At 60.6% G+C, this 25,217-nt stretch carries 21 protein-coding genes and 1 CRISPR repeat array (1 of these 22 running past the window's edge); of the genes, 8 read left to right on the forward strand and 13 right to left on the reverse strand.

The window, feature by feature from the left end:
• Position 1: 1 nt before the first annotated feature.
• The 6 genes from AADW57_RS00185 to AADW57_RS00210 all read right to left on the reverse strand — a co-directional run bounded on the left by AADW57_RS00185 (position 2) and on the right by AADW57_RS00210 (position 7,073).
• Entirely contained in the window at positions 2 to 832 is an 831-nt protein-coding gene (locus tag AADW57_RS00185) for an ABC transporter ATP-binding protein (RefSeq protein ID WP_341669628.1), read from the reverse strand.
• A gap of 53 nt (positions 833 to 885) precedes the next feature.
• Positions 886 to 2,154, reverse strand: a complete 1,269-nt coding sequence (locus AADW57_RS00190) for an ABC transporter substrate-binding protein (RefSeq protein ID WP_341669629.1) — start codon at positions 2,152 to 2,154, stop codon at positions 886 to 888.
• Between the two features lie 133 nt (positions 2,155 to 2,287).
• Positions 2,288 to 3,352: a branched-chain amino acid ABC transporter permease gene (locus tag AADW57_RS00195; protein ID WP_341668047.1), complete on the reverse strand. Its 1,065-nt coding sequence runs from the start codon at positions 3,350 to 3,352 to the stop codon at positions 2,288 to 2,290.
• 12 nt (positions 3,353 to 3,364) lie between these two features.
• A complete protein-coding gene (locus AADW57_RS00200; protein WP_341668048.1) occupies positions 3,365 to 4,294 on the reverse strand; it encodes a branched-chain amino acid ABC transporter permease in 930 nt (309 codons plus the stop codon).
• 11 nt (positions 4,295 to 4,305) lie between these two features.
• Positions 4,306 to 5,106, reverse strand: a complete 801-nt coding sequence (locus AADW57_RS00205; RefSeq protein WP_341668049.1) for an ABC transporter ATP-binding protein — start codon at positions 5,104 to 5,106, stop codon at positions 4,306 to 4,308.
• Positions 5,103 to 7,073, reverse strand: a complete 1,971-nt coding sequence (locus tag AADW57_RS00210; RefSeq protein WP_341668050.1) for an AMP-binding protein — start codon at positions 7,071 to 7,073, stop codon at positions 5,103 to 5,105. The genes AADW57_RS00205 and AADW57_RS00210 overlap by 4 nt, the downstream gene beginning before the upstream one ends.
• A gap of 174 nt (positions 7,074 to 7,247) precedes the next feature.
• Between AADW57_RS00210 and AADW57_RS00215 the strand changes: the two genes are divergently transcribed.
• Positions 7,248 to 7,934 carry a Crp/Fnr family transcriptional regulator gene (locus AADW57_RS00215; protein WP_341668051.1) on the forward strand — a complete coding sequence of 229 codons (687 nt, stop codon included), beginning with the start codon at positions 7,248 to 7,250 and terminating at the stop codon, positions 7,932 to 7,934.
• Between the two features lie 7 nt (positions 7,935 to 7,941).
• On the opposite strand, the gene AADW57_RS00220 is transcribed toward AADW57_RS00215, so the two are convergent.
• Positions 7,942 to 8,910 carry a Bug family tripartite tricarboxylate transporter substrate binding protein gene (locus AADW57_RS00220; RefSeq protein WP_341668052.1) on the reverse strand — a complete coding sequence of 323 codons (969 nt, stop codon included), beginning with the start codon at positions 8,908 to 8,910 and terminating at the stop codon, positions 7,942 to 7,944.
• A gap of 171 nt (positions 8,911 to 9,081) precedes the next feature.
• A complete protein-coding gene (locus tag AADW57_RS00225) occupies positions 9,082 to 9,786 on the reverse strand; it encodes a YggS family pyridoxal phosphate-dependent enzyme (protein WP_341668053.1) in 705 nt (234 codons plus the stop codon).
• A gap of 174 nt (positions 9,787 to 9,960) precedes the next feature.
• Here AADW57_RS00225 and AADW57_RS00230 point away from each other — a divergent pair, with 174 nt between their 5' ends.
• From AADW57_RS00230 to AADW57_RS00255, 6 genes are all read left to right on the forward strand, one after another.
• Positions 9,961 to 11,250 (forward strand): Glu/Leu/Phe/Val family dehydrogenase, encoded by a 1,290-nt coding sequence (locus tag AADW57_RS00230; RefSeq protein WP_341668054.1) that lies wholly within the window; start codon positions 9,961 to 9,963, stop codon positions 11,248 to 11,250.
• Positions 11,251 to 11,403: 153 nt separating this feature from the next.
• On the forward strand, positions 11,404 to 12,183 hold the full coding sequence (locus AADW57_RS00235) for an ABC transporter ATP-binding protein (protein ID WP_341668055.1): 780 nt from the start codon (positions 11,404 to 11,406) through the stop codon (positions 12,181 to 12,183).
• Between the two features lie 91 nt (positions 12,184 to 12,274).
• A complete protein-coding gene (locus AADW57_RS00240; protein ID WP_341668056.1) occupies positions 12,275 to 13,084 on the forward strand; it encodes a transporter substrate-binding domain-containing protein in 810 nt (269 codons plus the stop codon).
• Positions 13,085 to 13,102: 18 nt separating this feature from the next.
• Positions 13,103 to 13,816, forward strand: a complete 714-nt coding sequence (locus AADW57_RS00245) for an ABC transporter permease (protein ID WP_341668057.1) — start codon at positions 13,103 to 13,105, stop codon at positions 13,814 to 13,816.
• Complete coding sequence (locus AADW57_RS00250) at positions 13,813 to 14,496, forward strand: ABC transporter permease (protein ID WP_341668058.1); 684 nt, start codon at positions 13,813 to 13,815, stop codon at positions 14,494 to 14,496. The genes AADW57_RS00245 and AADW57_RS00250 overlap by 4 nt, the downstream gene beginning before the upstream one ends.
• A 5-nt stretch (positions 14,497 to 14,501) precedes the next feature.
• Positions 14,502 to 15,506, forward strand: coding sequence for an asparaginase (locus AADW57_RS00255; protein ID WP_341668059.1), 1,005 nt, complete (start codon positions 14,502 to 14,504; stop codon positions 15,504 to 15,506).
• 351 nt (positions 15,507 to 15,857) lie between these two features.
• Here AADW57_RS00255 and AADW57_RS00260 read toward each other — a convergent pair whose 3' ends face one another.
• The 5 genes from AADW57_RS00260 to AADW57_RS00280 form a co-directional block, all read right to left on the reverse strand.
• Entirely contained in the window at positions 15,858 to 16,802 is a 945-nt protein-coding gene (locus AADW57_RS00260) for a pseudouridine synthase (protein ID WP_341668060.1), read from the reverse strand.
• Between the two features lie 103 nt (positions 16,803 to 16,905).
• Positions 16,906 to 19,545, reverse strand: coding sequence for a TRAP transporter permease (locus tag AADW57_RS00265; protein WP_341668061.1), 2,640 nt, complete (start codon positions 19,543 to 19,545; stop codon positions 16,906 to 16,908).
• A 169-nt stretch (positions 19,546 to 19,714) separates the two neighbouring features.
• Positions 19,715 to 20,674, reverse strand: coding sequence for a TAXI family TRAP transporter solute-binding subunit (locus tag AADW57_RS00270; protein ID WP_341668062.1), 960 nt, complete (start codon positions 20,672 to 20,674; stop codon positions 19,715 to 19,717).
• Positions 20,675 to 20,861: 187 nt separating this feature from the next.
• On the reverse strand, positions 20,862 to 21,740 hold the full coding sequence (locus tag AADW57_RS00275; protein ID WP_341668063.1) for a MurR/RpiR family transcriptional regulator: 879 nt from the start codon (positions 21,738 to 21,740) through the stop codon (positions 20,862 to 20,864).
• A gap of 150 nt (positions 21,741 to 21,890) precedes the next feature.
• The gene (locus AADW57_RS00280) at positions 21,891 to 22,166 is read right to left on the reverse strand and encodes an acylphosphatase (RefSeq protein ID WP_341668064.1); all 276 of its coding nucleotides are present in this window, start codon (positions 22,164 to 22,166) and stop codon (positions 21,891 to 21,893) included.
• Positions 22,167 to 22,299: 133 nt separating this feature from the next.
• Here AADW57_RS00280 and AADW57_RS00285 point away from each other — a divergent pair, with 133 nt between their 5' ends.
• Positions 22,300 to 24,906 (forward strand): EAL domain-containing protein, encoded by a 2,607-nt coding sequence (locus AADW57_RS00285; RefSeq protein WP_341668065.1) that lies wholly within the window; start codon positions 22,300 to 22,302, stop codon positions 24,904 to 24,906.
• Between the two features lie 68 nt (positions 24,907 to 24,974).
• Positions 24,975 to 25,217: a CRISPR direct-repeat array (repeat unit 29 nt; unit sequence CGGTTCATCCCCGCTTGCGCGGGGAACAC) (it continues 457 nt past the right edge of the window).

Genomic DNA, 25,217 nt, shown 5'->3' on the forward strand with positions numbered 1-25,217 from the left:
CTCAGGCCAGCCAGCGCTTGCGCCGTCTATAGAACTTGTTGTCCCGAAAACTCTTGCGTTCGCCATGCGAGACGCCCAGGTAAAACTCTTTGACGTCCTCGTTCTCGGCCAGCGCCTGGGACGGGCCATCCATCATGACGCGGCCGTTTTCCAGGATGTAGCCATAGTCGGCGTACTTCAGCGCCACATTGGTGTTCTGCTCGGCCAGCAGAAAACTGACCCGTTCGCGTTGATTCAGATCGCGCACGATCTCGAAGATTTCTTCCACAACCTGGGGGGCCAAACCCATAGAAGGTTCGTCCAGCAGAATCATGCCCGGATCGGCCATCAAGGCCCGGCCGATGGCACACATCTGCTGCTCACCGCCGGAGGTATAGCCCGCCTGGCTGGTGCGGCGCTGCTTGAGTCTGGGGAAGTACTGGTAAACCTTGTCCAGCTCGGCGCTCAGGTCGCCCCGAGACAAGGAACGCGTATACGCCCCGGTCAGCAGGTTTTCTTCGATGCTCAGGTGCGCAAAGCAGTGCCGGCCCTCCATGACCTGCACGACGCCGCGCTTGACCAAATCGGCCGGGGTCAACTGTTCGATGCGTTCGCCGCGCAGTTCGATATGCCCTTTGGTCACATCGCCGCGCTCGGCGCGCAGCAGATTGGAGACGGCGCGCAAGGTCGTGGTCTTGCCCGCGCCGTTGGCCCCCAACAGGGCCACGATATGCCCTTCAGGCACACGCAGGGACACGCCCTTAAGCACCAGAATGACGTGGTTGTATATGACTTCAATGCCATTGACGTCCAGCAGCACGGGTGCCTGTGTCGTCTGGTCTGCGGTATTCATCATGATCATCCCCGCGCAAAAAGCGCCCGGAGTCGCCCCCCGGGCGCCTGGGTTCAACCCTCGCAGGTGCGAGGCGTGATCTTCTTCTCGGCCGCGTACTTGGCCGACATTTCCTTGACCAGCGGATCGACAAAGCTCTTGTCGGACTGATACCAATCCGAGACGACCTCGAACTTGTTGCCATTCCACTGCACGATGCGGGCCCAGTCGTCACCCATGTGATTGCTGCACGAAGTCTTGACCGGACGCATGATGCCCTCGAAGCCCAGCTCCTTCAGGCGCGCTTCGTCCAGATTCAGATTCTCGAAACCCCAACGCACCTGCTCGGGTGTCATATGCTTGCCTTTGCCGAATTTTTCCTGGGCGGTCCGTATGGCTTCCACCTGCATCATGGAAATCATCATGCCCCGCGTGTGCGCCAGCGAACCCACGTACTTGTCGCCGTTTTCGGCTCCTTTGCCTTTGGCGTGCATGGCTTTGACAGCCTCGTGTACCGGACCATCCTCGGCGCTGTTGTGAATCGTGATGCCCTTGTATCCCTTGGCGGCCGCACCCAGATCGGCCACATCGCTTTCGGAGGCGGCCCACCAGATGCCATAGATTTTGTCACGCGGATAACCCACCGCCTGAGCTTCGCGAATGGCCGTGGGCGTCATGATGCCGGCGCTCCACAGCAGGATAAAGTCGGGCCGGTTCTTGCGTACCTGCAACCAGGTGGACTTCTGCTCCACGCCGGGCGCGGTTACCGGGTACAGATCCAGCTTGAAGCCTTCGGCCTTGGCGCGGGCCTGCAGCAGGGCAATGGGCTCCTTGCCATAGGGCGAGTCGTGATAGACCAAGGCAATACGCTGATCCTTGAGCTTATCCTGCCCAACCTGCTTGGCAATGTCCTGGATCATGACGTCGGCCGCCGTCCAGTACGTACCCAGCAGCGGAAAGTTCCACTCGAACACGGAACCATTGACCGAGTGCGACAGGCCATAGCCCATCGTTTCGATAGGTATGCCGTCCACAAACGCCTTGTCGGTCAGGGCAAAGGTAATGCCAGTGGACTGGGTGTCAAAACCCGATGCGCCGCCGCCCTTGCCTTTCATGCGTTCGTAGCATTCCACGCCCCGGTCGGTGGCGTAGGCCGTTTCGCATTCCTCGTACACCAACTTGACGCCGTTCACACCGCCGTCGCGCTCGTTGACCAGCGCCAGATAGTCCAGCTTGCCGTCGGCCCAGGGAATCCCCAAAGGCGCAAACGATCCGGTGCGGTAGGTCAGCAGCGGAATGTATTGCTCTTCGGCCGCCAGCGCAGCCGTGCTCATGGTCAGCATCGCGGCGCAGGCGCTCAAGCCCAGCGCGGCACGTTTCAGTCGTGTTGTCATCTCCTGGTCCTCCGATAAGTACCATGTTGTGAATGCCCCGTCCTGATGGCAGGGCTGTTCGTTCATGCACCACTTGCCTGCATCAATGGGGGAAAGGCCACAGCCGCAGCTTTTCCTTGCCAATGCTCCAGAGCCGCGCCAGACCATGCGGCTCCACAATCAAAAAGAAAACAATCAAAGCGCCAAACACCATATGCTCGATGTGCGAGGCCGTGTCCACCGCCAGCGACAACCCGAACCAGTGCGGGACATTGGTCAGCAGCACAGGCAGCAGCACCATGAAAGCCGCACCGAAGAAACTACCCACAATCGAACCCAGTCCGCCGATGATGACAATAAACAGCAGTTGCAAGGAGCGCGTCAGGTCAAACGCCAACGGCTCCCAGGACCCCAGGTGGATATAGGCCCACAGGGCACCGGCCACGCCAATGAAAAAGGAGCTGACGGCAAAGGCTGTTAATTTGGCGTACACCGGCCGTATGCCGATCACTTCAGCGGCCACGTCCATATCCCGGATGGCCATCCATTGCCGGCCTATGGCCCCGCGCACCAGGTTCTTGGCCAAGAGCGCAAAGATCACCACAAAAATCAGCACGAACACGTACTTCTGCGCCGGCGTCTGCACCGGCAGCCCAAATGCCGTCAAGGCCGGCACAGAGACGTTGCCCGAGGGCGAGTAGTTGGTAAAAAAAGCAATGCGCAGAAAGGCCCAGTCCACGAAAAACTGCGCCGCCAGCGTGGTTACGGCCAAGTACAGCCCCCGGATGCGCAAGCTGGGGATGCCGAACACCACACCCACCAAAGTAGCGAACACCCCGCCCAGCAAGATCTGCCCCACCAGCGGAATTTCGGGAATGCGCACCCCGAAGTTCCAGGCCGCATAAGCCCCCACAGCCATGAAGGCACCCGAACCAATGGAAATCTGCCCGCAATAGCCCACCAATATGTTCAAACCGATGGCGGCCAGCGACAGGATCAGAAAAGGCGTCAGAATGGCCTGCAGAAAATAATTGGACGCCAGCAGAGGGGCCGCCACAAAGGCGATCAACAGAACACCCAGCACCACATAGCGGTCCTGACGGATGGGGAAAATCTGTTGATCCGCCCGATAGCTGCTCTTGAACTGGCCGTTTTCGCGATAAATCATGTCGACTCCACCTCAGACGCGATCAATAATCTTCTCGCCGAACAAGCCTTGCGGCCGGAACAGCAGAAACACCAGGGCCAGCACATACGCAAACCAGATCTCGATGCCGCCGCCCACATACGGTCCCAGATAGACCTCGGACACTTTTTCGCCCACGCCGATAATCAGCCCACCTACGATGGCCCCCGGCACCGACGTCAGCCCGCCCAGTATCACCACCGGCAAGGCGCGCAAGGCTGCCGTGGACAGGGTGAACTGCACACCGTACTTAGACCCCCAGATCACCCCGGCCACCAGCGCCACCAAGCCCGCCACCGTCCAGACCACCACCCAGATTCGATTCAAGGGGATACCGATGGACTGCGCCGCCTGGTGATCGTCGGCCACGGCGCGCAACGCCCGGCCTACCCCGGTGTATTGAAAGAAGAAGGCCAGAGCCGCCACCAGCAAGGCCGCCAGCAAGGCTGAGCTCAGGTCTTCCATGCTGACCAGCACGCCGCCCTCGAACATGGATTCCAGGATAAAGACCGGGTCCTTGGGCATGCCCACATCGATGGAGTAGACCGAACTGCCAAACACAATCTGCCCCAACCCGTCCAGAAAGTAGCTGATGCCGATGGTGGCCATGAGCAAGGTCGTGCCTTCCTGATTGACCAGATAGCGCAACACCCAACGCTCGATCAGCACCGCCAGCAGCCACATGAGCAAGGCCGACACGATAAAGGCCAGCACATTGCCCCACAGGCCCGGCTCCATGCCCAGCCACTGCGGAATCCAATGCGACAGCCGGGCCATCGCCAGCGCCGCTACGAGCACCATGGCACCTTGGGCGAAGTTGAACACGCCCGATGCCTTGAAGATCAGCACAAAGCCCAGGGCGACCAGGGCATACAGCATCCCTATCATCAAGCCGCCCAGCACGGTTTCCAGAAAAAAAGCCATGTCCGCTCCCCTCAGTGCCCAGCGCCCAGATAGGCGCGGATGACGTCCGGATTCTGGCGCACCTCGTCGGGCGCGCCATCGCCGATCTTTTTGCCATAGTCCAGCACCACAACGCGGTCGGAAATATCCATGACCACGCCCATATCGTGCTCGATCAGCACAATGGTGGTGCCGTACTCTTCGTTGACATCCAGGATGAAGCGGCACATGTCCTGCTTTTCCTCGATATTCATGCCCGCCATAGGTTCGTCCAGCAACAGAATGCTGGGCTGCATGGCCAAGGCACGACCCAGGTCCACCCGCTTTTGCAAGCCATACGGCAAACGCCCCACCGGCGTCTTGCGGTACGCCTGGATTTCCAGAAAATCGATCAGGCCTTCTACATATTCGCGATTTCGGATTTCCTCGCGTTCCGCACTGCCCAGGCGAAAAGCTTGGGCCAGCACGCCGCTTTTCATGTGCAGGTTGCGCCCCGTCATGATGTTGTCCAGCACGCTCATGCCCTTGAACAAAGCCAGGTTCTGAAAGGTGCGGGCAATTCCCTGCTCGGCCGTATGCCGCGAGTTCATGCGCGCATAAGCGCGGTCGCGCAGCACGATCTCGCCTTTTTGTGGCGCGTACACCCCGTTGATGACGTTCAACATGGAGCTTTTGCCTGCCCCGTTAGGGCCGATGATGGAGCGGATCTCGTGTTCGCGTATGTCGAAAGAAATATCCGTCAACGCCTTGACCCCGCCAAAGGCCAAGGAAATATTCTTCAGATCCAGCACCACCGGCCCGATGCGCCGTTCCTGTGTCTGCACGTCAGTCATCCCTTGCTCCTTCCTGCGGCCTGCGGCATACGTTCAATGCGCAGGTCTGCCGAAATGCGGCCCGTTCGGCCATCTTCGAATTTCACCTCGGTCTCGATGTACTGGTGATCCACGCCCCCGAACAAGGCCTGCACCAGCACCTCGTATTTCTGCGCAATGAAGCCGCGCCGCACCTTGCGAGTCCGCGTCAGCTCATCGTCGTCCGGGTCCAGCTCCTTATGCAGGATCAAGAAAGCGCGAATGCTGGAACCAGCCAGTTTGGGGTCGGCCGCCAGGTCCGCGTTCACCTGCTCCACACAGTCGCGGATCAAGGCATAGACCTCGGGCTTGGCCGCCAGATCGGTATAGCCCGCATAAGGCAGGTTGCGACGTTCGGCCCAATTGCCCACCGCTTCCAGATCGATATTGATGAAGGCGCAGACCTGATCCTGACCCGCGCCAAAGGCCACCGCCTCTTTAATAAAGGGGAAGAACTTGAGCTTGTTCTCGATGTACTTGGGCGCAAACAACGAACCATCAGCCAGCTTGCCCACATCCTTGGCACGGTCAATGATCTTCAGTTGCCCATCGGTATCCAGATAGCCCGCGTCGCCCGTGTGGTACCAGCCGTCCTCGGTAAAGGATTCGGCGGTGGACTCGGGGTTGCGGTAGTACTCTTTGAACAGACCCGGACTACGCACCTGGATCTCGCCGTTGTCTGCCACCCGTATCTCCACGCCGCGCACCGGCGGTCCCACGGTATCGGCGCGCACGTGGCCGTCTTGCTGCACACAGACAAACACCGACGTTTCGGTAGAGCCATACAACTGCTTCAGATTGATGCCGATGGAGCGGTAAAAATCGAACAAGTCCGGGCCAATGGCTTCGCCGGCGGTATAGGCCACACGAACCCGGCTCATGCCCAAGGCATTGCGCAAGGGGCCGTAGATCAGCACATTGCCCAGCGCGTAGCGCAGCCGGTCCCACAGGCCAACATCGTGGTGGCCGTCCAAAATGCGCACCCCGACACGACTGGCCAGCGCCATACAACGGCGATACAGCGCCCGTTTGATTGCGCCGGCATCTTCCATGCGTATGGTCACTTGGGTCAGCAGGCCTTCGAGCACGCGCGGCGGCGCAAAGTAATAGGTCGGGCCTATATCGTGCAAATCAATGGACACCGTATTGGGCGATTCGGGATGGTTGACCGTAAACCCGGTGACCAGAAACTGCGTGTAGGAAAACATGTTCTGCCCTATCCAGGCCGGCGGCAGATAGGCCAGCACTTCCTCGCGATCGGTCAGCGACTCCATATCCTGGATGGCCAGCGCACGATCGATCAGCGCCGCATGCGTCAGCACCACGCCTTTAGGCTTGCCGGTGGTGCCGGAGGTATAGAACATGGCCGCCGCCTGGTCAGGTTGCAGTGCCTGCCAGATGCGGCTCACGCAATCGGCCTCGCGCCTCAGGCGCTCCCTGCCCTGCTCCATGACCCGCTCGATATCCAGCAATTGCTCTTGCCGGTAGTTGCGCAGGCCACGCGGGTCATCGTAGACCACCTGGCTCAGATCCGGGCACTGTTCCCAGACCTCCAGCATCTTGTCGACCTGTTCCTGGTCCTCCACCACGGCCACCCGTATGCTGGCATCCTGCAGCACGTGCAGCATCTCTTGGGCAACCGCGTCCTGGTAGAGCGGCACCGGCACGGCCCCCAGCATCTGTGCGGCCATCATGGCCAGGTACAGACGCGGGCGATTCTCGCCGATCACGGCCACATGCTGGCCTTGCTGCACGCCCAGAGCCGCCAGACCGGCCGCCAAGGCTTGCGCTTGTTCGGCCACCTGCTGCCAGGTCCAGGTTTGCCAGATGCCCAGGTCTTTCTCGCGCATGGCGACACTGCCGCCACGCACACGGGCATGATGATCTATCCACGCGGGAAAGGTGCCTGGAATAGCGGCTACCTGTCCTTGATCTGTCCGAACAACCATGTCTCCTCCGAATTTTCCCGGCTTGTTCTGCTCAGGTGGGCTGCTTATGATGGCCTAGGAAGACTTGCTTATATCAGTCTGCTATTTGCATCCTGTTGTTAATCAAGGTATCGGCTGCCTGCCCGTGCAACTGTCACGGACATGACATTCCACCTTTATCTAGGGTTATTCCTCATGCATGTTCTAGACGCCCTGCCCGAACGCGCGGCATGGTTCGGCCTGCTGACTCCCGATCTGCAGGAACGTGTGCGGCGCGACACCTTGGTCACCGTGTACGAAGCCGGTGCCATCATCGAGCGCAAAGGCGAACGCGCTTCGGCCTGGCTAGGTGTGATGTCCGGCCTGATCAAGGTTTCGGTCGGCAATCCCGACGGCAAGATTGCCTCGCTGACGGGCGTGCCCGCCGGCGGCTGGATAGGCGAAGGGTCGCTGCTCAAGGACGAGGAGCGCAAATACGATGTCGTGGCGCTGCGCGCCAGCCAGGTCGCCCGGCTGCCCGCCCGTACGTTCAACGACTTGCTGGACCAGAGCATTGCGTTCAATCGCTATCTCCTGCATCAGCTCAACGAACGTGTTGCGCAGTTCATCGGCAAAGCCGAGTACGACCGCCTGTCCACCCCGGACGCCCGCGTGGCGCGCTGTCTGGCCGAACTGTTCAACCCACTGCTGTACCCGGGCAAAGGCCCCCGGCTGGACATTACCCAGGAAGAAATCGGCTACCTGGCCCGCGTATCTCGACAACGCGCCAATCAGGCCCTGCGCCAGCTAGAAAACGAAGGCCTGCTGCTGATCGAGTACGGCGCTGTCCAGGTACTGGATCTGGATGCCCTGAAACACTATGGAGACATCCAGATCGCCTGAGCACTGCTTAATCCAGGCGTATACCGGCCCGCTGGATCACGCCCGCCCATTCGCTGCGTTCGCGCTCGGCAAAGCTGCGAAACTGCTCGGAGGTCATCGGCATGGGTTCGACGCCCATGTCGCGGATGCGCTGGGCGATGGCCGGGTCCTGCAAGGCCTGCATCAAGACCTGGCTCATCCGCTGGCTGGCCTGGGCATCCATGCCCTTAGGTCCGACCATGCCCTGCCAGGCATACGCCTGAAAGTTCTTCACACCGGCCTCGGCCATGGTGGGCACATCAGGCAGCAAATCGATACGCGCAGGGGTGGCCACGCCCAGCACACGCAGCTTGCCGGCCTTGATGTTAGACAAGGCGGCAGCCGAATCCACAAACGACATATCCACCTGCCCACCCAGCAAATCCTGGATGGCTGGCGCAGCGCCCTTGTAAGGCACATGGGTGATCTTGGTGTCCGTCAGTTGCTCGAACATTTCCAACGCCAAATGATGCGGCGAGCCGCTGCCGGCCGACGAGGCGGTCAACTTTTCAGGTTCGGCCCGGGCGGCGGCCAACAGATCAGCCAGCGTTTTATACGGCGAACCCTGGGGCACGGCCAGCATCAAAGGAAAACGCGCCAGACCACCCACATAGGTAAAGGCGCTTGGATCATATTGCAACGAACGGTACAAGGACACGTTATAAGCCAGCGTGCCCGAGTCGGCCGTACCCACCGTATAGCCATCGGGCTTGGCATTGGCCACGTAAGTAGCGCCGATGATGGTGGCCGCGCCCGGCTTGTTTTCCACGACCAGACTCTGGCCCAGCGTAGTCTCAAGCTGCTTGGCCACCAGACGGGCGATCACATCCGAACCGCCGCCGGCCGGATAGGGCACCACCCACTGGATCGAGGACTGCGGCCAATCCGCCGCCATCGCCGTGCTCGTCAGGCCGGCACCGGCCAGCAGCAGACCGATTCCAAAGGTTTTCCAACGCATAATGTCTCCTTGATTATTGTGCGAGCACGCGCGCAGCGCCGCTCTCTTTATCGTTGAGTGGTTGCGCCTCGTTCGAGACGCGCCGGATCATTATGCGTCAGCCCTGCAGCGCACGGCATTAGGAGCGATGCGGATACCGCCTGGCGGACGATTCGACACAAGGCCGCGCCATCAGGCGTAATCGCGCGCTCCGAACAGCGCCGAGCCGACCCGCACTTCGGTAGAGCCTTCCTGAATAGCCAGCTCGAAATCACCGCTCATGCCCATGGACAGGCCCTGCACCTGCTCGTAACCCAAGGCCTGCAAACGATCGCGCCACAGGCGCAACTGCGCAAAGCAAGCACGTACGGCATCGGTGTCCGGACTGTTGACCGCCATCGTCATCAGCCCACGCACCCGCAAGGTATCCATAGAACGCAAGGCCTGCATAAACGCCGGCAATTGATCGGGAGGCAAACCGAACTTGCTGTCTTCGGGCGAGGTCTTGACCTGCACCAGCACATCCAGGCTGCGTTGCTCGACCTGCAGTCGCCTATCCAGCGCATGGGCCAGCGCCAAACGGTCCAGGGACTGGACCTCGGAGGCCAGCCGCGCCGCATCCTTGGCCTTGTTGGTCTGCAAATGGCCTATCATGACCCACTGCACGTTGCGGTCAGCCAATTGTTCCTGCTTGTCGCGGACCTCTTGCAACTTGTTCTCGCCCAAACGGGTCAGGCCCAGATCCAGGGCCTGCGCCAGCACAGACGCAGGAAAGGTCTTGCTGACCGGCAACAACGCGACCGAACCAGGTTCGCGGCCAGCCTGCACACAGGCTCGCTCGATACGTTCGCGCAACTGCGCCAGGCGAACGCCAAGGGAAGAGTGGGGAGAGGACATCAATGCACACAGCCAGAAAAACCGCGACCGGAGGCGGCAAACACAAGACCGGCCATTTCCGATAGCATACCTCCTGAGGGCCTCGTGCGTTAAGGCGGCCCGCCCCTTGAACACACTTTCGCCGCGACACATAGCACGCTTATTTCTTTATTTTCCAGCCCTATCGAGGAGCCCATGACAGATCGTCCCACTCATGCCCTGCCGTCCTACCTGAATCCCGACAATGTCGGCCCCTGGGGTATCTATCTCGAACAAGTGGAGCGGGTCACACCCTACCTGGGCAAGCTTTCCCGATGGGTGGAAACACTCAAGCGCCCCAAGCGCACCCTGATCGTGGATGTGCCCATCGAACTGGATAACGGCACCGTGGCCCACTTTGAAGGCTACCGCGTCCAGCACAACACCTCGCGCGGCCCCGGCAAAGGCGGCGTGCGCTACCACCAGGACGTCACCCTGTCCGAGGTCATGGCGCTGGCCGCCTGGATGTCGGTCAAATCGGCTGCCGTCAACCTGCCCTTTGGCGGCGCCAAGGGCGGCATACGCATCGATCCGCGCAACTTCTCCCAGGCCGAGCTGGAACGCGTGACACGCCGCTATACCAGCGAAATCGGCGTCATCATCGGCCCCAACAAAGACATTCCCGCGCCTGACGTAAACACGAACGCGCAGACCATGGCCTGGATGATGGATACCTATTCCATGAACGTGGGCGGTACCTCCACCGGCGTGGTCACCGGCAAGCCGGTGTCGCTGGGCGGTAGCCTGGGCCGCGTGGAAGCCACCGGCCGGGGCGTGTTTACCGTCGGCTGCGAAGCCGCGCGCGATGCCGGCATCGATGTCAACGGCGCACGCGTCATCGTGCAGGGCTTTGGGAATGTGGGCGGCACTGCCGCCCGCCTGTTCCAGGAAGCCGGTGCCAAAGTGCTGGCCGTGCAGGATCACACCGGCACGGTCTACAACGCCAACGGCCTGGATGTACTGGCCCTGCTGAACCACGTGGAGCAAAACAAAGGCGTGGCCGGCGCGCCCAACACTGAAACCATCGCGGATGCCGACTTCTGGCATATCGAAACCGATCTGCTGATTCCCGCCGCCCTGGAAGGCCAACTGAATAAAGACAATGCTGACCGCATCCGGGCACGTATCGTCATCGAAGGGGCCAACGGCCCGACCACCCCCGAAGCCGACGACATTCTGAATGCCAAGGGCATCGTCGTGGTGCCGGACGTGGTCGCCAACGCTGGCGGCGTCACGGTGTCCTACTTCGAATGGGTGCAGGACTTCTCCAGCTTCTTCTGGACCGAAGACGAGATCAACGCGCGTCTTGGCCACATGATGCGGGCGGCCTACGCCACGATGGCCGCCGTGGCCAAAGAGCATGGCGTCACCTTGCGTACGGCGGCATTCATTGTGGGCTGCGCGCGCATTCTGGAGTCGCGTCAGGTGCGTGGACTCTATCCTTGAGGCACACTATTAAATGTCTATACCTTTTATTTAGCAAGATAGGATAGACACGATACGGCCTGAACGCGGGGAAAGCGGTAAAATCGGGGCAATCACGATATGACACCCGTATGAAACGCTTTCCCCTTTCCCATCGACCGCAAGGATGTGCCTGTGAGCCACGCTGACACAAATGCAGCCGTCCAGGTCCGCGACATTCACAAACGCTTCGGCAGCAACGAAGTCCTGAAGGGCATTTCGCTCAGCGCCTGCAAAGGCGATGTGCTGTCTATCATCGGTGCATCCGGCTCAGGCAAAAGCACCCTGCTGCGCTGCATTAATCATCTGGTCGTGCCCGATCAGGGCGAAGTTCAGATCGGCGCAGATATCCTGCGCAGCCATCGCAACCGCAAGGGACTGTGCGTCAGCGACGACCCCCGGCTGCTGGAACGGGTACGCGCCCGCTTAGGGATGGTGTTCCAGAATTTCAACTTGTGGTCACACCGCACGGTACTGCAGAACGTCACCGAAGGTCCTATCCACGTCAAGCGTCGCCCCGCCCACGAAGCTGCCGACCACGCCCGCGAACTGCTGGCCAAGGTGGGGCTGAGCAACAAGTGCGACGCCTACCCGTCCGAGCTGTCCGGCGGCCAGCAACAACGCGTTGCGATCGCGCGCGCCCTGGCGATGGACCCGGATGTGCTCCTGTTTGACGAACCCACCTCCGCCCTGGACCCCGAAATGGTCGGCGAAGTGCTGCGCGTCATACGTCAGCTGGCCGAAGAAGGCCGCACCATGATTCTGGTCACGCACGAAATGAATTTCGCCCGCGATGTCTCCAGCGAGACCGTTTTCATGCACAACGGCCTGATCGAAGAGTCCGGGCACCCCCGGAACCTGTTCGATGCGCCCTGTTCGGAGCGCCTGCGTCAATTCCTGCAGCCCATGCAGTAAGATCATTGCTTCCTCAACACGACACCGGCTGGGACGGCGCAGCGGACACACGCAGCCCGCCGCCAGCCTATCCACAAAGGAGAGCCAGACCATGAAGTTCATCAGTAAGACCCTGATCTGCGCCAGCCTGGCCCTGCTGGGCACCCAGGCGGCCACGGCCGACACCCTGAAGATCGGCACCGAAGGCGGTTACCCGCCATGGAGCATGGTGGATGCCGCCGGCAAGGTCACGGGCTTTGACGCCGACGTGGGCGCCGCCCTGTGCAAACAGTTAGGCTCGGACTGCAAGTTCGTGGTGCAGGCCTTCGACAGCCTGATCCCTTCGCTCGATGCCAAGCGCTTTGACCTGATCATCTCGGGCATGTCCTACACGCCCAAGCGCGCCGAACGCATCAACTTCAGCATCCCCTACGCCGTGGAAGACGCCATTTTCGTCTTGCCCAAGAAAAGCGAGCTGGTCGCCGCCGACAAGGAACAGACCATTTTCGACGGTCTGGCCGGCAAGACCATCGGCGTGCAAGGCGGTACCACGCATGGTGCCTACCTGAGCAAAATGGCCCCCAAAACGACGGTCAAGAACTACGACACGCTAGACCAGATGCAGATCGACCTGGACGCCGGCCGCCTGGACGGCACCTTCGCCGACCTGACCTCGCAGTCCAAGTTCCTGCACAAAGTGGGTGAAGACAACTTCGCGCTGTCCAAACTGGTCATCAAGGGCTCTTCCGATCCCGAAACGCTGGGCTACGGCATTGCCGTAGGCATTCACAAAGACAATGCCGAACTCAAAGCCAAAGTGGATGCTGCCCTGTGCAAGCTGATCGAAGACGGCACCATCAAGTCCTCCAGCGAGAAGTGGTTCGACATCGACATTTCCAACTACGAGATCTGCAAGAAATAATCCGAGAAGCACCACTTGATGCTAGACACCATTTTCAACGTGCTGCGCGAGGGCTGGGGCTGGATGTTCCTGCGCGGCGTGATGATGACGCTGGTCATATCCATTCTGGGCATGGCGCTGGGCGTGGTCATCGGCATAACGGGAGCCAGCATCAAGACGACCGGCCCGCGCTGGCTGCGCGGACTGGTCAGCCTGTACACCACGGTGGTGCGCAGCATCCCAGAGCTGCTCATCATCTATCTGTTGTTCTTCGGCTCGGTCCAGGCCGCTTCGGACCTGGCCGATCTGATGCGCTGGGAAGACGCCATGACCAGTTGGTTTCCCGCGCTGGTCGGCGTGTTGGCAATAGGCCTGATCGCCGGTTCCTATAGCGTGGAAGTGTTTCGCGGCGCGCTACAGGCTATCCCCGAAGGCCAGATCGAGGCGGCCAAAGCCATCGGCATGCCGGCCTGGATGCGCTTGAAACGCATCATCCTGCCGCAAATGTTCTGGTATGCGCTGCCCGGGGCCAACAATGTCTGGCAGACCGCCCTAAAAGATACGGCGTTGATTTCCCTGGTCGGACTGGTGGAGATCATGCGTGCCGCCACGCTGGGCGCGGCCAATACCCGCGAGCCCCTGGCCATGTACCTGATTGCCGGCGTGCTGTATTTCCTGATCGGAGCCCTCAGCCAGGCCCTGTTCGTGCTGGCCGAACGCTATACCGGCAAAGGCATGAGGGCCAGGGCATGATAGATCTGGACCTGTTTTCCACCACGCTGCAGACCCTATTCAAGGGCTTCTGGCTAAGCGTCTATATCGGCCTGTGGGGCATTGTGCTGTCGCTGGCCGTCGGTCTGTCGCTGGCGTTGATGCGTCAGTCCGGCAACCGCGCCCTGCAAGGCTTTGCCTTTGGCTACAGCACACTGTTTCGCGGCACGCCCTTACTGGTGCAGCTTTTTCTGCTGTACTACGGCGTGGGCACCCTGCCCTTTGTACGCCAATCGCCCGCCCTGTGGTGGCTGTTCAGCGATGGCATGCGCTGCGCGATTCTGGCCATAGGCCTGAACAGCGGCGCTTACGTCAGCGAAGTGTTCCGGGGCGGCTTCCAGGCGGTTCCCACGGGCCAGATCGAAGCGGCCAAGGCCATCGGCATGTCGGCCTGGATGCGTTTTCGGCGTGTGGTCTTTCCGCTGGCCATACGCCAGGCCCTGCCTGCCTACAGCAACGAAATCGTACTGGCCATCAAAGGCACCAGTCTGGCCTCCACCATCGCCGTCATGGATCTGACCGGCCACGCCAAGCGATTGATGAACCAGAACTACGCCATTATCGAGACCTTCGTGATCGCTGGCCTGCTGTATCTGCTGATCAATTTCACCCTGCTGTCCTGCGTTCATCTGGTCGAGCGCTGGCTGCATATCCGACGCTGAGCACCATGCCTGTCCCATCCAGCACGCCGCGACCCCGTTTGGCCCTGGTGGGCACAGGCGGCACCATTGCCGCCACCACGCACTCCAGCACCGGCCTGACCGACTACGACATTACCGAAGGCGTGCATGCCCTGCTGCACGCCGTGCCCGAGCTACTGGAGCTGGCCGAACTGGAATGCCATCAGATCTTCAATGTGGACAGCCGCGCCATGAGCTCGCTGATGCTGCTGGAGCTGTCGCAAAAACTGAATGATCTGCTGTCCCGCCCGGACATTGACGGCGTGGTGCTGACACACGGCACAGACACACTGGAAGAAAGCGCCTTTTTTCTGCACCTGACCCTGAAAACTCACAAACCTGTGGTGCTGACCGCCGCCATGCGTCCCGCGTCGGCCTTGAGCGCGGACGGCCCCCTGAATCTGCACAATGCCGTGCGCGTGGCCTGTAGCCCCCAAGCCCAAGGAGCGGGGGTACTGGTGCTGCTGAACGACCAGATCCACAGCGCGCGTTTTCTGAGCAAGCAGCATACTACCCAGGTCAATGCCTTCGGTTCCCCCGACGCCGGGCCGCTGGGGCTGGTCGCTGCCGGACAGGTGCGTTTCGCCATGCGCTGCCTGCTGCCCCACACCCTGGACAGCGTCTTTGACGTGCGCAGCCTGGCGGCTCTGCCCAAGGTGCAGGTCTTCTACGACCACCCCGACACCCTGGCCGAACTGTACCGCAGCGCCGCCCAAAACGGCGTGCGCGGCATTGTCGTGGCGGCAACCGGCAACGGCAGCCTGACGCCCGGCGCGCTGGAAGGCGTCAGCCGTGCCCACCGCCTGGGCGTGACCTGTGTGCGCGCCTCGCGCATTCATGCCGGGCCCGTCAGCGACAGCGCCTACGACCAGGATCACCACACCATCGCCGCCCACTGGCTGCCCGCTCAAAAAGCCCGCATCCTGCTGATGCTGGGCCTGGCGGCACAGCTGGACGAGGCCGGACTGCGGGACATTTTCCAGGACTACTGAGCCAAGGGTACGTATCGATCTGTGCGATGGACTTCTGGATAGGTCAATCACAGCGCGGACCAAAATCCGATCAATGCCTGCAATATCAGTCCTTACAGCCATTAAGGACTGATATTGCAAGCATTCGCTGTTTAATAGCCCATCCAGAAAGAGCGGGCCATAGACCAGGGAAACCGTACTTTGAACAATTCAACGCATCAGCCAAAGACATAAGACATCTGGAAGGCGCATTCCGGCGCTTGGATCGCTTAGCCTCCCCTCCCCTGGAAAAAGAGTTAAGGACATTTGCCAGCTAAGAAATCCATTCTCCTTCCAGAGCAGTCATCACCGGCCTCTGATCCGCATCGGCGCTCACACCCTACTACTACAAGGCCCCTCAGCCAGGCAACGCAGGCTGCTAAAGCGCACCGTCTGTCCCGTGACGGGATCGACAAAGCTGATATGGCGCGCCAGCAATTGCAAGGGCTGATCAAAATCGTCGTCCTCGCGCGGCGGCAGCAGGTCGGGATAGAACACATCGTTCAAAATAGGTGCGCCCAGGCTGCTCATATGCAGGCGCAACTGATGTTTGCGCCCGCTGTGGGGCCGTAAGCGGTACACGGCCAGACGACGGCCTTGCCCATCTGCCCAGTCGTGCTGGCGCAGGACGTCGGTACGGCTATTGGGCTCCCCGGCGACCTCGCGCATCACGAACAGACCGGGCACATCTTCCATGCGACTGACATACGTATGGCCGTGCGACGGCAAGTCCAGAAAGGGCGCGACAGCTTCATACTCTTTGTCGACACACCCATGCTGGAACAAAGACTGATACGCACCACGCAGGGCAGGATCGCGACAGAACAACAGCACACCGGCCGTTTCACGATCCAGGCGGTGCAAAGGCGTAATGCCATCCTCGCCGAAATGACGGCGCACCCGCGTCAAGGCGGTTTCCTGCAAGTAGCGCCCTCCGGGCGTCGTTGCCAGAAAGTGTGGTTTGTCCACGGCAATCAAGCGCTCATCGGCGTGCAGAACCGGCATCTCGAAGGGTACGGGCGACTCGTGCGGCACCATACGAAAATACCAGAGCCAACGATCGGGCTGATAATGCGAGCCAGCTTGCTGCGCCCGGCCTTCGTCATCCAGAATATCGCCACGCGCCAAGCGGTCGCGCATCACATCGGGACTGACATACGGAAAGCGTTCCAAAAGGAACTCGTCAAGCGTGCGCCAAGGGCCGCGAGGACACCAGACCCGGCTGGGCGTGACGCCGTCGCGGGCTGGAACAGGAGGCCGGGCTTTATTCGGTTTCATGATCGGACTGGGCAATAAAACGGCCCGCCGCACAGGCGGGCCGGATGATCCATGCCACTCAGTGTACTACCGGGACCGCCTCAAAGACCGATCCCGTACCGACTCAAGCCGGCGCAACAGCACGCCGCATACGTATGCCCTGACGCACCCATAGCCAGATCAGAATCAGGAACGCCGGCAGAAACACCCAGAACTCGGACGGACGATCCGGATGCGGCACCTTGACGTGCTGGATATCCCAACCCTGCTCCCACCCGGCGCGACGCGCCGAACTACCAAACGATACCGAGGAAATCTGGGCCATGTCGCCAAACGCCATGACCGTCAGCCCGGCCATGGACAAACGCTTGGTCGCCGCGGCGGCACCCGTGGACGTATCGCCTTCGGGCAGCCCTGGCAAGGCCACGGCCACCGTCTTTTGCAACTCATCCCCTTCCAGGTTCATGCCGGTCAGTTGCACGACCAGATTGGCCCCGTCGGGCAATGCCTGGACCACCTGCATCAGTTCGGCCGGCGGCCTATCCTGATACTTTTCGGTCACGCGGTCCATGAACCAGTCGGGCCGAAACAGCATGAAAGTAGCCACCAGCAACAGCGCCACTTCCAGCCAAGTGGCCCGCGTGCGGAACCAGCCCATGGTGGCGGCGGCAAACGCCAGAGAGGCCACCGTTGAACCTACGATCACCAAAATCAGCTCCCAGGTGCTGTGTATGCCGATCAGCAGCAGCATGGGGTTGAAAATGAACATAAAGGGCAGCACGGCAGTGCGCATGGCGTAAGTCACGCCCTGCACGCCGGTCTTGATCGGGTCCTCTCCCGAGATCGCCGCCGCCGCAAACGTCGCCAAGCCCACAGGAGGGGTAATGTCGGCCATGATGCCGTAATAAAACACGAACATATGCACGGCGATCAGCGGAATCACCATGCCGCTTTGCGCGCCCAGCTCGACCACCACGGGCGCCATCAACGTAGCCATCAGGATGTAGTTGGCGGTGGTGGGCATGCCCAGCCCCAGCACCAGGCAGACGGCGGCCGTAAAGAACAGCATGGCCAGCACGCTGCCCATGGACACCAGTTCCACAAAGGCTGTCATGCGCAGGCCCAGGCCCGTCAGGGTAATGGCACCCACAATCAAGCCTGCCGTGCCGCAGGCAATGCCGATACCGACCATATTGCGCGCGCCTTCCTGCAAGCCGGCTACCGCTTCGCGCAGACCCAGGCGCACCGGCTCGACCACGGCCTGCTTGCGAAACCAGGCAATCAGCGGCCGCTGCGTCACCATCTGGAACAACATGGCCACCACCGCCCAGAAGGCCGACAGACCGGCGGACATGACTTCCACCGTCAGGCACCAGACCAGCACCCCGATAGGGATCAGAAAATACAGACCTGCCCGCACAGTAGGCCAGGGCTCGGGCCGCACCGGCGTATTCACATTGATGTCGGTGGGCAGATCATCGTGGCGCGCCGCCACGCCCAGCAAGAACACATACAAAGCCAACAATAAAAACAACAATATCCAGATGGCAGCGTCCCCGGCCACCGCCTGCACGCCCACGCCTATCCAGTAAACCAGCCCCATTACGATCAAGGTGCCGGCAATACCCATGCCCCAACCCGCCAGCTTACGAGCGACGGTCTTGGGCGCGCCTGCTGCCATCATGGGCTGAATACCCAGCTTGAGTGCTTCCAGATGCACGATATAGAACAAAGCGATATAAGAAATCGAAGCCGGCAACAACGCATGGCGGATGATATCGGTATAGGGAATGCCCACATACTCGATCATCAAAAACGCCGCCGCCCCCATGACCGGCGGCATGATCTGCCCGTTCACGGACGAAGCCGTCTCGATGGCACCGGCGCGGATACCACCGTAGCCGGCTTTTTTCATCAAGGGAATCGTAAAAATGCCGCCTGTCACCACATTGGCCACCGAGGACGCCGACACAATACCATTGACGGCCGAGGACACCACGGCCACCTTGGCCGGGCCGCCGCGCAAATGGCCCAGCAAGGCAAACGACACCTGCATCATGTAATTGCCCGCGCCGCAGCGATCCAGCAACGAGCCCAGCAACACGAAGATAAAGATGTAGGACACCGACACGCCCAGGGCCACCCCGTACACGCCCTCGGTAGTCAGCCACATGTGCGACACCAGACGTTCCAGCGATGCGCCGCGATGCGACAGCGCATCGGGCAGCCAAGGGCCCAGGAAAATGTACGCAATAAAGACCACGGCCAGTATCGCCATAGGCGCGCCTAGCGCGCGACGCGTGGCCTCCAGCAGTAGCACCAGCCCCACGCTGGCCACCGCCACATCCATCGTCGTGGGTATGCCCGGCCGCGTCGCCAACTCTTTGTAAAAGAAAAACAGGTAAGAACCACAAAAGGCTGCAATCAGCGCCAACAGCCAATCGTGCAACGGCACGCGGTCGCGGGCCGATTTCAGACTGGCCGGATAGGCCAGATAAGCCAGAAACATAGCAATGCCCAGATGCAGGGCGCGCGCTTCCGTATCATTCAAAATGCCCATGTTCAGGGCAAACGGCAGGGGCGAGGCATACCATAGCTGAAACAGCGACCAGCCCACGGCGGTCAGAAACAGCACCATGCCGGCCACACCGGCCACGGAACGACCTCCTCGGTCTACATCGGCGACCAGCTTTTCCAGCTTGGCCGTTTCGCTCTGCGTCAGGGCGAGGTCGGGCCCTGTGTTTTGATGTTCTTGTTGTGTCATTGCTTGGTCTCCAGGAGAGCCTGGGTCTTGGTCCGGCACAGCCGGACCGGCACCTGCAGGTGCCCGATCAGAAAGACCGTCCGAAAGGACGGCCCTGGTTCAGGCGGGCACGGGCCAGGCCCTGCCCGCCTGCGGTCGGGCGGCAAACAGCCGACCCGAACCTGGCCGCTTACAGCAGCCCTTTTTCCTTGAAGTACTTCTCGGCACCAGGATGCAGCGGAGCCGACAGGCCGTTCTTGACCATGTCTTCTTTCTTCAGGTTCGCAAAAGCAGGGTGCAAGCGCTTGAAGTCATCGAAGTTTTCAAACACGGCCTTGACCACGGTGTAGACGGACTCCTCGGGCACATCTTCGGAAGTCACAAAGGTCGCCAGCACGCCGTAGGTCTGCGTATCGTTCGGATTGTTGGGGTACAAACCACCGGGGATAGCCACTTTGGCGTAGTACGGATAGGTTTCCACCAGCTTGTCCACGGCCGGGCCGGTCAGCGGCACCAGCTTGGCACCGCACGACGTGGTGGGGTCCTGGATATTGGCCGAAGGGTGGCCTACGCCATAGATGAAGCCGTCGATCTTGCCGTCGCACAAGGCCGGACCGTGCTCGTCGGGGCGCAGTTCGGAAGCCAGCGAGAAAAAGCTGTTATCCAGGCCCATGGCCTTGAGCAGTTGGTCCATGGATGCGCGGGTGCCCGAGCCAGGGTTGCCCACATTGAAACGCTTGCCCTTGAAGTCTTCAAACTTCTGAATATTGGCTTCTTTGCGCGAGAGTACGGTAAAGGGCTCGGGATGGATGGAGAACACCGAGCGCAATTTCTTGAAGGCACCCGCATCCTTGAACTGGCCTTCGCCGTTATAGGCGTTGTAGCCTACATCCGACTGCACCACGCCCAGGTCCAGTTCCTTGGCCTTGATGGTGTTCACGTTAAACACCGAGCCGCCGGTCGACTCCACCGAGCAGCGAATGCCGTGGTCCGAACGGTCTTTGTTGACCAGACGGCAAATGGCGCCGCCGGCGGCGTAATACACGCCCGTCACGCCACCGGTGCCGATGCTCACAAACTTTTGTTGCGCGCTGGCCGGCAGCGGGCTGGCCAGCATGGCGCACAAGGCCGCTGCGGCAGTCAATGCCATCGATGTTTTCTTGCCTGTTTTTCTGAATACGTGACGCATCACTCTCTCTCCCTTTGGGGTTGTCCCCTGTTTAATGGCCGACATAACGCCGGTTTTCTTTGTCTGACCTACTGTCTCTTGTGAAGACAGCAAGCCGGAATGTCGCGTGCGGATTGCCAGGCGGCATCCACGCAGACGGCCCGCGGAATCAGATCCGAGCGGCCGGCTGCCAATACAGTTGTTGATCCTGCAGCATGGACTCCATGCGTATCAGGCGCTGCACCACGGTATCGCCTCCAAGGGCGGCGATACGGGCCAGCAAATGTTCGGCCAATGCTACCGGGCCGACCATGGAATGAAAAAAACTCGCCGGCTGACGCTCGCCCGGCACGGCCTCGAACAACAGCACGTGCCGCGCACCCTGCGCAACCGGCGACAGCGCACTGTCGGTCAGGGCGATCACCGTGACGCCCCGCTGCACCGCCTGCCGCATGCTCTGCACAGTGGCGCGCACATAAGGTGCTTGGCTGATCACGACCAGCACGGCCTGCTTGCCCTGGGCTTCTTCCAGCTCCAGGATCACATCGGCCGAGTGGCTCAGCAGCACCCCACCGCCACGCATCAACTGATAGGCATAATGCATCTGGAACGCACAGCCAAAACTGGAGCCCATACCCAGAAAACCGACTTTGCGCGCATCCAGCACAGCTTGCGCCGCCGCATCCAGCGCCGCTGCCGAGTTCAAGCCTTGCACCGACTCCAGGGCCGACTCTTGCTGCTGGCGCAAGGCCGGCGTCTGGCGCACTGCCTGGCGTCTATCCTGCAGGCCACGGGCCCGGCTCGCCAGACTGCCCGTCTCGTTGCGCAAGGCCTGCTGGAACGGTGCCCGAAAGCGATCGTAACTGTCGTACCCTGCGGCCCGCGCCAGACGCAGCATCGTGGCTGGGGCCAGGGACAAAGCCTGGGCCTGGCGGCGCATCGACCACAGGCCGACCTCGACCGGATGCTGCTCCACCCAATGGGCGGCGCGGCGCAACTCGGGAGTCAGACCCGGCAGAGCCTGCTGCAAGCGGACCAGAGGTTCCATTGCGTTCACCACATGCCTCCCCAGACAGGATAAAACGCATGTTAACCTGAACATCGCCTGAAAAAACAAATGTTTTATCAGGGTTTGCCCTCAGAAAAACACTGCCGAATCAATACTTAAAACATAAACTATTTGCCATCGAACAACGATTCAGCGGATGTCGAAACGGCCATACTGTTTTTCCGAATACGACCGGTGCAACTCCACCTGTTCGACCACAGCCAGGTCCGGCCCACGATGCAGCCAGCTGATCATACGGTCAAGCTGATCCGCATCGCCCTGAAGCACCAGCTCTACCGAGCCGTCCGCTGCATTGCTGACCCATCCATGCACACCATATAGATGGGCATGACGCACAGCCGCCGCCCGAAACCCCACGCCCTGCACTTTGCCCCTGACCCGGACATCCACTGTTTCCTGGCTCATGATGCGCCACTCCCGCAATTTTTCCCGAAGATGCACGCCATTGCTGCCTTGCTCCTTCATATTCAGTTAATCTACCGACAATATTGTTGCATGCCCGCCCCCTCCGCCGACTGCCCCCGACGCACCCTTCATCATGAATCTGTCCCGTTTTTTCTCCTTTTCGCTGCACAGGGCGGCCCGTGCGCTGCGCAGCGTAGCCATCGCGCTGCTGATCGCACTGAGCGCAGTGGGAACGGTACAGTCCCAATCCCCGCTGGTGCGTGTCGGTGTCTACGACAATCCGCCCAAACTGTTTCTGGACAACCAGAACCAGCCGGGCGGCATCATGGGCGAGTTGCTGATGGAAATCGCCCGTCGCCAAAGTTGGACGATCGAGGCGGTCGAGTGCGAATGGCAGCAATGCCTCAATGCCCTGCAAAGCGGCCTGGTCGATCTGGTGCCTGGCGTGGCGCACAACAGCATGCGCGAATCACTGTACAGTTTCCACAGCACCCCCGTGTTGGAGGACTGGTCACAACTGTTCACGGCCGACGACACCCTGATCCGCGCGCTGAACGATCTGAAAGGCAAACGCATCGCCGTCATGGCCGGCACCATACAGTTTTCCCAGTTAAGTACCATCCTGGAGTCCCTGGAACTGCATGCCACGGTCGTGACCGCCGACTCACAAGCCGGTGCACTGGCCTTGGTACGGGACAAACAGGCCGACGCTGCCGTCGTGGGTCATCTGTTCGGCATGCGCTATGCCAGCGACTATGGCCTAAAGAACGCACCGATCCGCTTTGAGCCTACCAGCGCCTTTTATATCACCGCCCAAGGCCAGCACCCGGAACTACTGGCGGCCATCGATGCGCAACTGGCCCAATGGCACGCCAATGCGGATTCCTTCTATATCGATACCCTAAGCCAGTGGGGCATACGCCTAATCGAAAAACCGCCCAAGCCCTGGATCATGCCATCCCTGATGATTCTGGCGGCTTTGTTGCTGATCGCCCTGTTGACTGTTTACCTGATGCGCAGCGGCCTGCGCCGGCAACGCAAAAAACTGGTCGAAACCGAGCACCGCATGCACACCGTCCTGGATGCCATCGATGCCTATGTCTACATCAAAGACAGCCGTTTTCGCTACCTGTATGCCAACCACAAACTGTGCAAGGATCTGAACTACACGGCCCAGAGCATCGTGGGCAAGACCGACGATGATCTGTATGCCAATAAACAGACCATCCACGAATTCCGTCGCAACGACGAACAGGTGCTGTACAGCGGGGAACGGCTGGCCGTGGAAGAGGTCGTGCGCGACCGCAAAGGCGAGGCACGCGCCACCCTGTTTTCCATCAAGGTGCCTGTTGTGGACCCCGAAACGCAACAAGCCGTGCTCTACGGTATCTCCACCAATATTTCCGCCCTGAAGGCGACACAATCGGAGAACTACCGTCTGGCTTTCTACGATCCGCTGACCGAACTGCCCAATCGCCGCCTGCTGCTGCAACGTCTGGAGCAGCACCTGCAAACCGTGGAACCCTGCCAAAGCCCTAGCGCCCTGTATTTCCTGGACCTGGATCGTTTCAAACACATTAACGATGCGCGCGGCCATGCCATCGGCGACACCATGCTGCGCCTGGTGGCGCGCCGCCTGTCGTTGCTGATCGATGCGCAGGACATTGTGGCCCGCTTGGGCGGTGACGAATTCGTTATTCTAAAAATTCTCCAGCCCGGTTCTTTGCAAGAATGCCGCCAGCAGGCGCTGGATTTTGCAGAGCAACTGCGCTCCCGTCTGGAAGAGCCTTACATTATCGAGGCCCAGCCCTATCTGAGCAGTGGCAGCATCGGCCTGACCCTGGTCACCGACAAGACGCTGAACGCCGAAGCGCTGATGCGCCAGGCCGATACCGCCATGTACCGCTCCAAAGAAAGCGGCCGCAATCAGATCACCCTGTACGAAGCAGGCATGCAAGAAGCCCTGGAAGAACACCTGAGCCTGCAGCACGACCTGACGTTTGCCATTGGCTCGGACCAGTTGCGTCTTTTTGTGCAGTCCCAGTACGACGAACAAGGACGGATCTGCGGCGCGGAAGTATTGCTGCGCTGGCACCACCCCACGCGCGGCGTCCTGACGCCCAATCGTTTCATTCCTTTGGCCGAAAGCACGGATCTGATCACACCGCTGGGCGACTGGATCGTGGCCTCGGTCTGCGATCTTCTGTTGCAGACCCCGCAGGCCACGTTCCCCATTTCCATTAATGTCAGCCCCATCCAGTTTCGCCGACCCGACTTTGCGGCCCGTATCCGCCAGATCCTGAAAAGCAGCGGCGCACCCGCCCATCGCCTGATTTTTGAAATCACCGAAGGCGTGCTCATGGAAGATTCTGCCTCGGCCAGCATCATCATGAGCGAGCTGACCGACCTGGGCATACGCTTTTCCATCGACGATTTCGGCACCGGCTATTCCAACCTGGCCGCTCTGCGCCGCCTGCCGCTGTACGAGCTGAAAATCGACCGCAGCCTGATCATGGGCGTACCAGGCACCCAGGAAGCCAATGCCATCGTGCGCACTGTCCTGGCCATGGCCCGCCAGCTACGCCTGCATGTTGTGGCCGAAGGCGTGGAAAGCGAACCGCAAAAAGCCTTTTTGCTGCGCCGTGGCTGCCACGCCCTGCAAGGCTACCTACTCAGCCCACCCCAAGCCATCGAGCAGTGGATCAAGACCGTGCATCAAGAACCCGCTTCCCGGTCATAAAAATCGATGCAAGAGCCCCGCTTGCGCGGGGAACACGCTGTGACCAGGCCGTTCGTGACCTCCCGGATCGGTTCATCCCCGCTTGCGCGGGGAACACGGTAGGTGGAAATAATGAACTGGAAAATCACACGGTTCATCCCCGCTTGCGCGGGGAACACTTCGGCGGGGCGGCTTTACTGCCTATTCATACCGGTTCATCCCCGCTTGCGCGGGGAACACTTACGGCGTATACGCGCGAAGTCGGTACTACGCGGTTCATCCCCGCTTGCGCGGGGAACACGCCCCGCCTTCCGCATACGCTACATGGACGC

Origin of the sequence: Alcaligenes sp. SDU_A2 (genome assembly GCF_038237375.1) — a bacterium.
Taxonomy (GTDB): domain Bacteria; phylum Pseudomonadota; class Gammaproteobacteria; order Burkholderiales; family Burkholderiaceae_B; genus Alcaligenes.

Excerpts from the sequence above, each read along its gene's own strand:
- AADW57_RS00230 (WP_341668054.1), top strand. The coding sequence starts at position 9,961 with ATGACAGATCGTCCCACTCATGCCCTGCCGTCCTACCTGAATCCCGAC.
- AADW57_RS00270 (WP_341668062.1), bottom strand. The coding sequence starts at position 20,674 with ATGGCATTGACTGCCGCAGCGGCCTTGTGCGCCATGCTGGCCAGCCCG.
- AADW57_RS00280 (WP_341668064.1), bottom strand. The coding sequence starts at position 22,166 with ATGAGCCAGGAAACAGTGGATGTCCGGGTCAGGGGCAAAGTGCAGGGC.
- AADW57_RS00200 (WP_341668048.1), bottom strand. The coding sequence starts at position 4,294 with ATGGCTTTTTTTCTGGAAACCGTGCTGGGCGGCTTGATGATAGGGATG.
- AADW57_RS00240 (WP_341668056.1), top strand. The coding sequence starts at position 12,275 with ATGAAGTTCATCAGTAAGACCCTGATCTGCGCCAGCCTGGCCCTGCTG.
- AADW57_RS00205 (WP_341668049.1), bottom strand. The coding sequence starts at position 5,106 with ATGACTGACGTGCAGACACAGGAACGGCGCATCGGGCCGGTGGTGCTG.
- AADW57_RS00260 (WP_341668060.1), bottom strand. The coding sequence starts at position 16,802 with ATGAAACCGAATAAAGCCCGGCCTCCTGTTCCAGCCCGCGACGGCGTC.
- AADW57_RS00285 (WP_341668065.1), top strand. The coding sequence starts at position 22,300 with ATGAATCTGTCCCGTTTTTTCTCCTTTTCGCTGCACAGGGCGGCCCGT.
- AADW57_RS00275 (WP_341668063.1), bottom strand. The coding sequence starts at position 21,740 with ATGGAACCTCTGGTCCGCTTGCAGCAGGCTCTGCCGGGTCTGACTCCC.
- AADW57_RS00245 (WP_341668057.1), top strand. The coding sequence starts at position 13,103 with ATGCTAGACACCATTTTCAACGTGCTGCGCGAGGGCTGGGGCTGGATG.
- AADW57_RS00225 (WP_341668053.1), bottom strand. The coding sequence starts at position 9,786 with ATGTCCTCTCCCCACTCTTCCCTTGGCGTTCGCCTGGCGCAGTTGCGC.
- AADW57_RS00215 (WP_341668051.1), top strand. The coding sequence starts at position 7,248 with ATGCATGTTCTAGACGCCCTGCCCGAACGCGCGGCATGGTTCGGCCTG.
- AADW57_RS00220 (WP_341668052.1), bottom strand. The coding sequence starts at position 8,910 with ATGCGTTGGAAAACCTTTGGAATCGGTCTGCTGCTGGCCGGTGCCGGC.
- AADW57_RS00250 (WP_341668058.1), top strand. The coding sequence starts at position 13,813 with ATGATAGATCTGGACCTGTTTTCCACCACGCTGCAGACCCTATTCAAG.
- AADW57_RS00265 (WP_341668061.1), bottom strand. The coding sequence starts at position 19,545 with ATGACACAACAAGAACATCAAAACACAGGGCCCGACCTCGCCCTGACG.
- AADW57_RS00255 (WP_341668059.1), top strand. The coding sequence starts at position 14,502 with ATGCCTGTCCCATCCAGCACGCCGCGACCCCGTTTGGCCCTGGTGGGC.
- AADW57_RS00185 (WP_341669628.1), bottom strand. The coding sequence starts at position 832 with ATGAATACCGCAGACCAGACGACACAGGCACCCGTGCTGCTGGACGTC.
- AADW57_RS00190 (WP_341669629.1), bottom strand. The coding sequence starts at position 2,154 with ATGCTGACCATGAGCACGGCTGCGCTGGCGGCCGAAGAGCAATACATT.
- AADW57_RS00210 (WP_341668050.1), bottom strand. The coding sequence starts at position 7,073 with ATGGTTGTTCGGACAGATCAAGGACAGGTAGCCGCTATTCCAGGCACC.
- AADW57_RS00195 (WP_341668047.1), bottom strand. The coding sequence starts at position 3,352 with ATGATTTATCGCGAAAACGGCCAGTTCAAGAGCAGCTATCGGGCGGAT.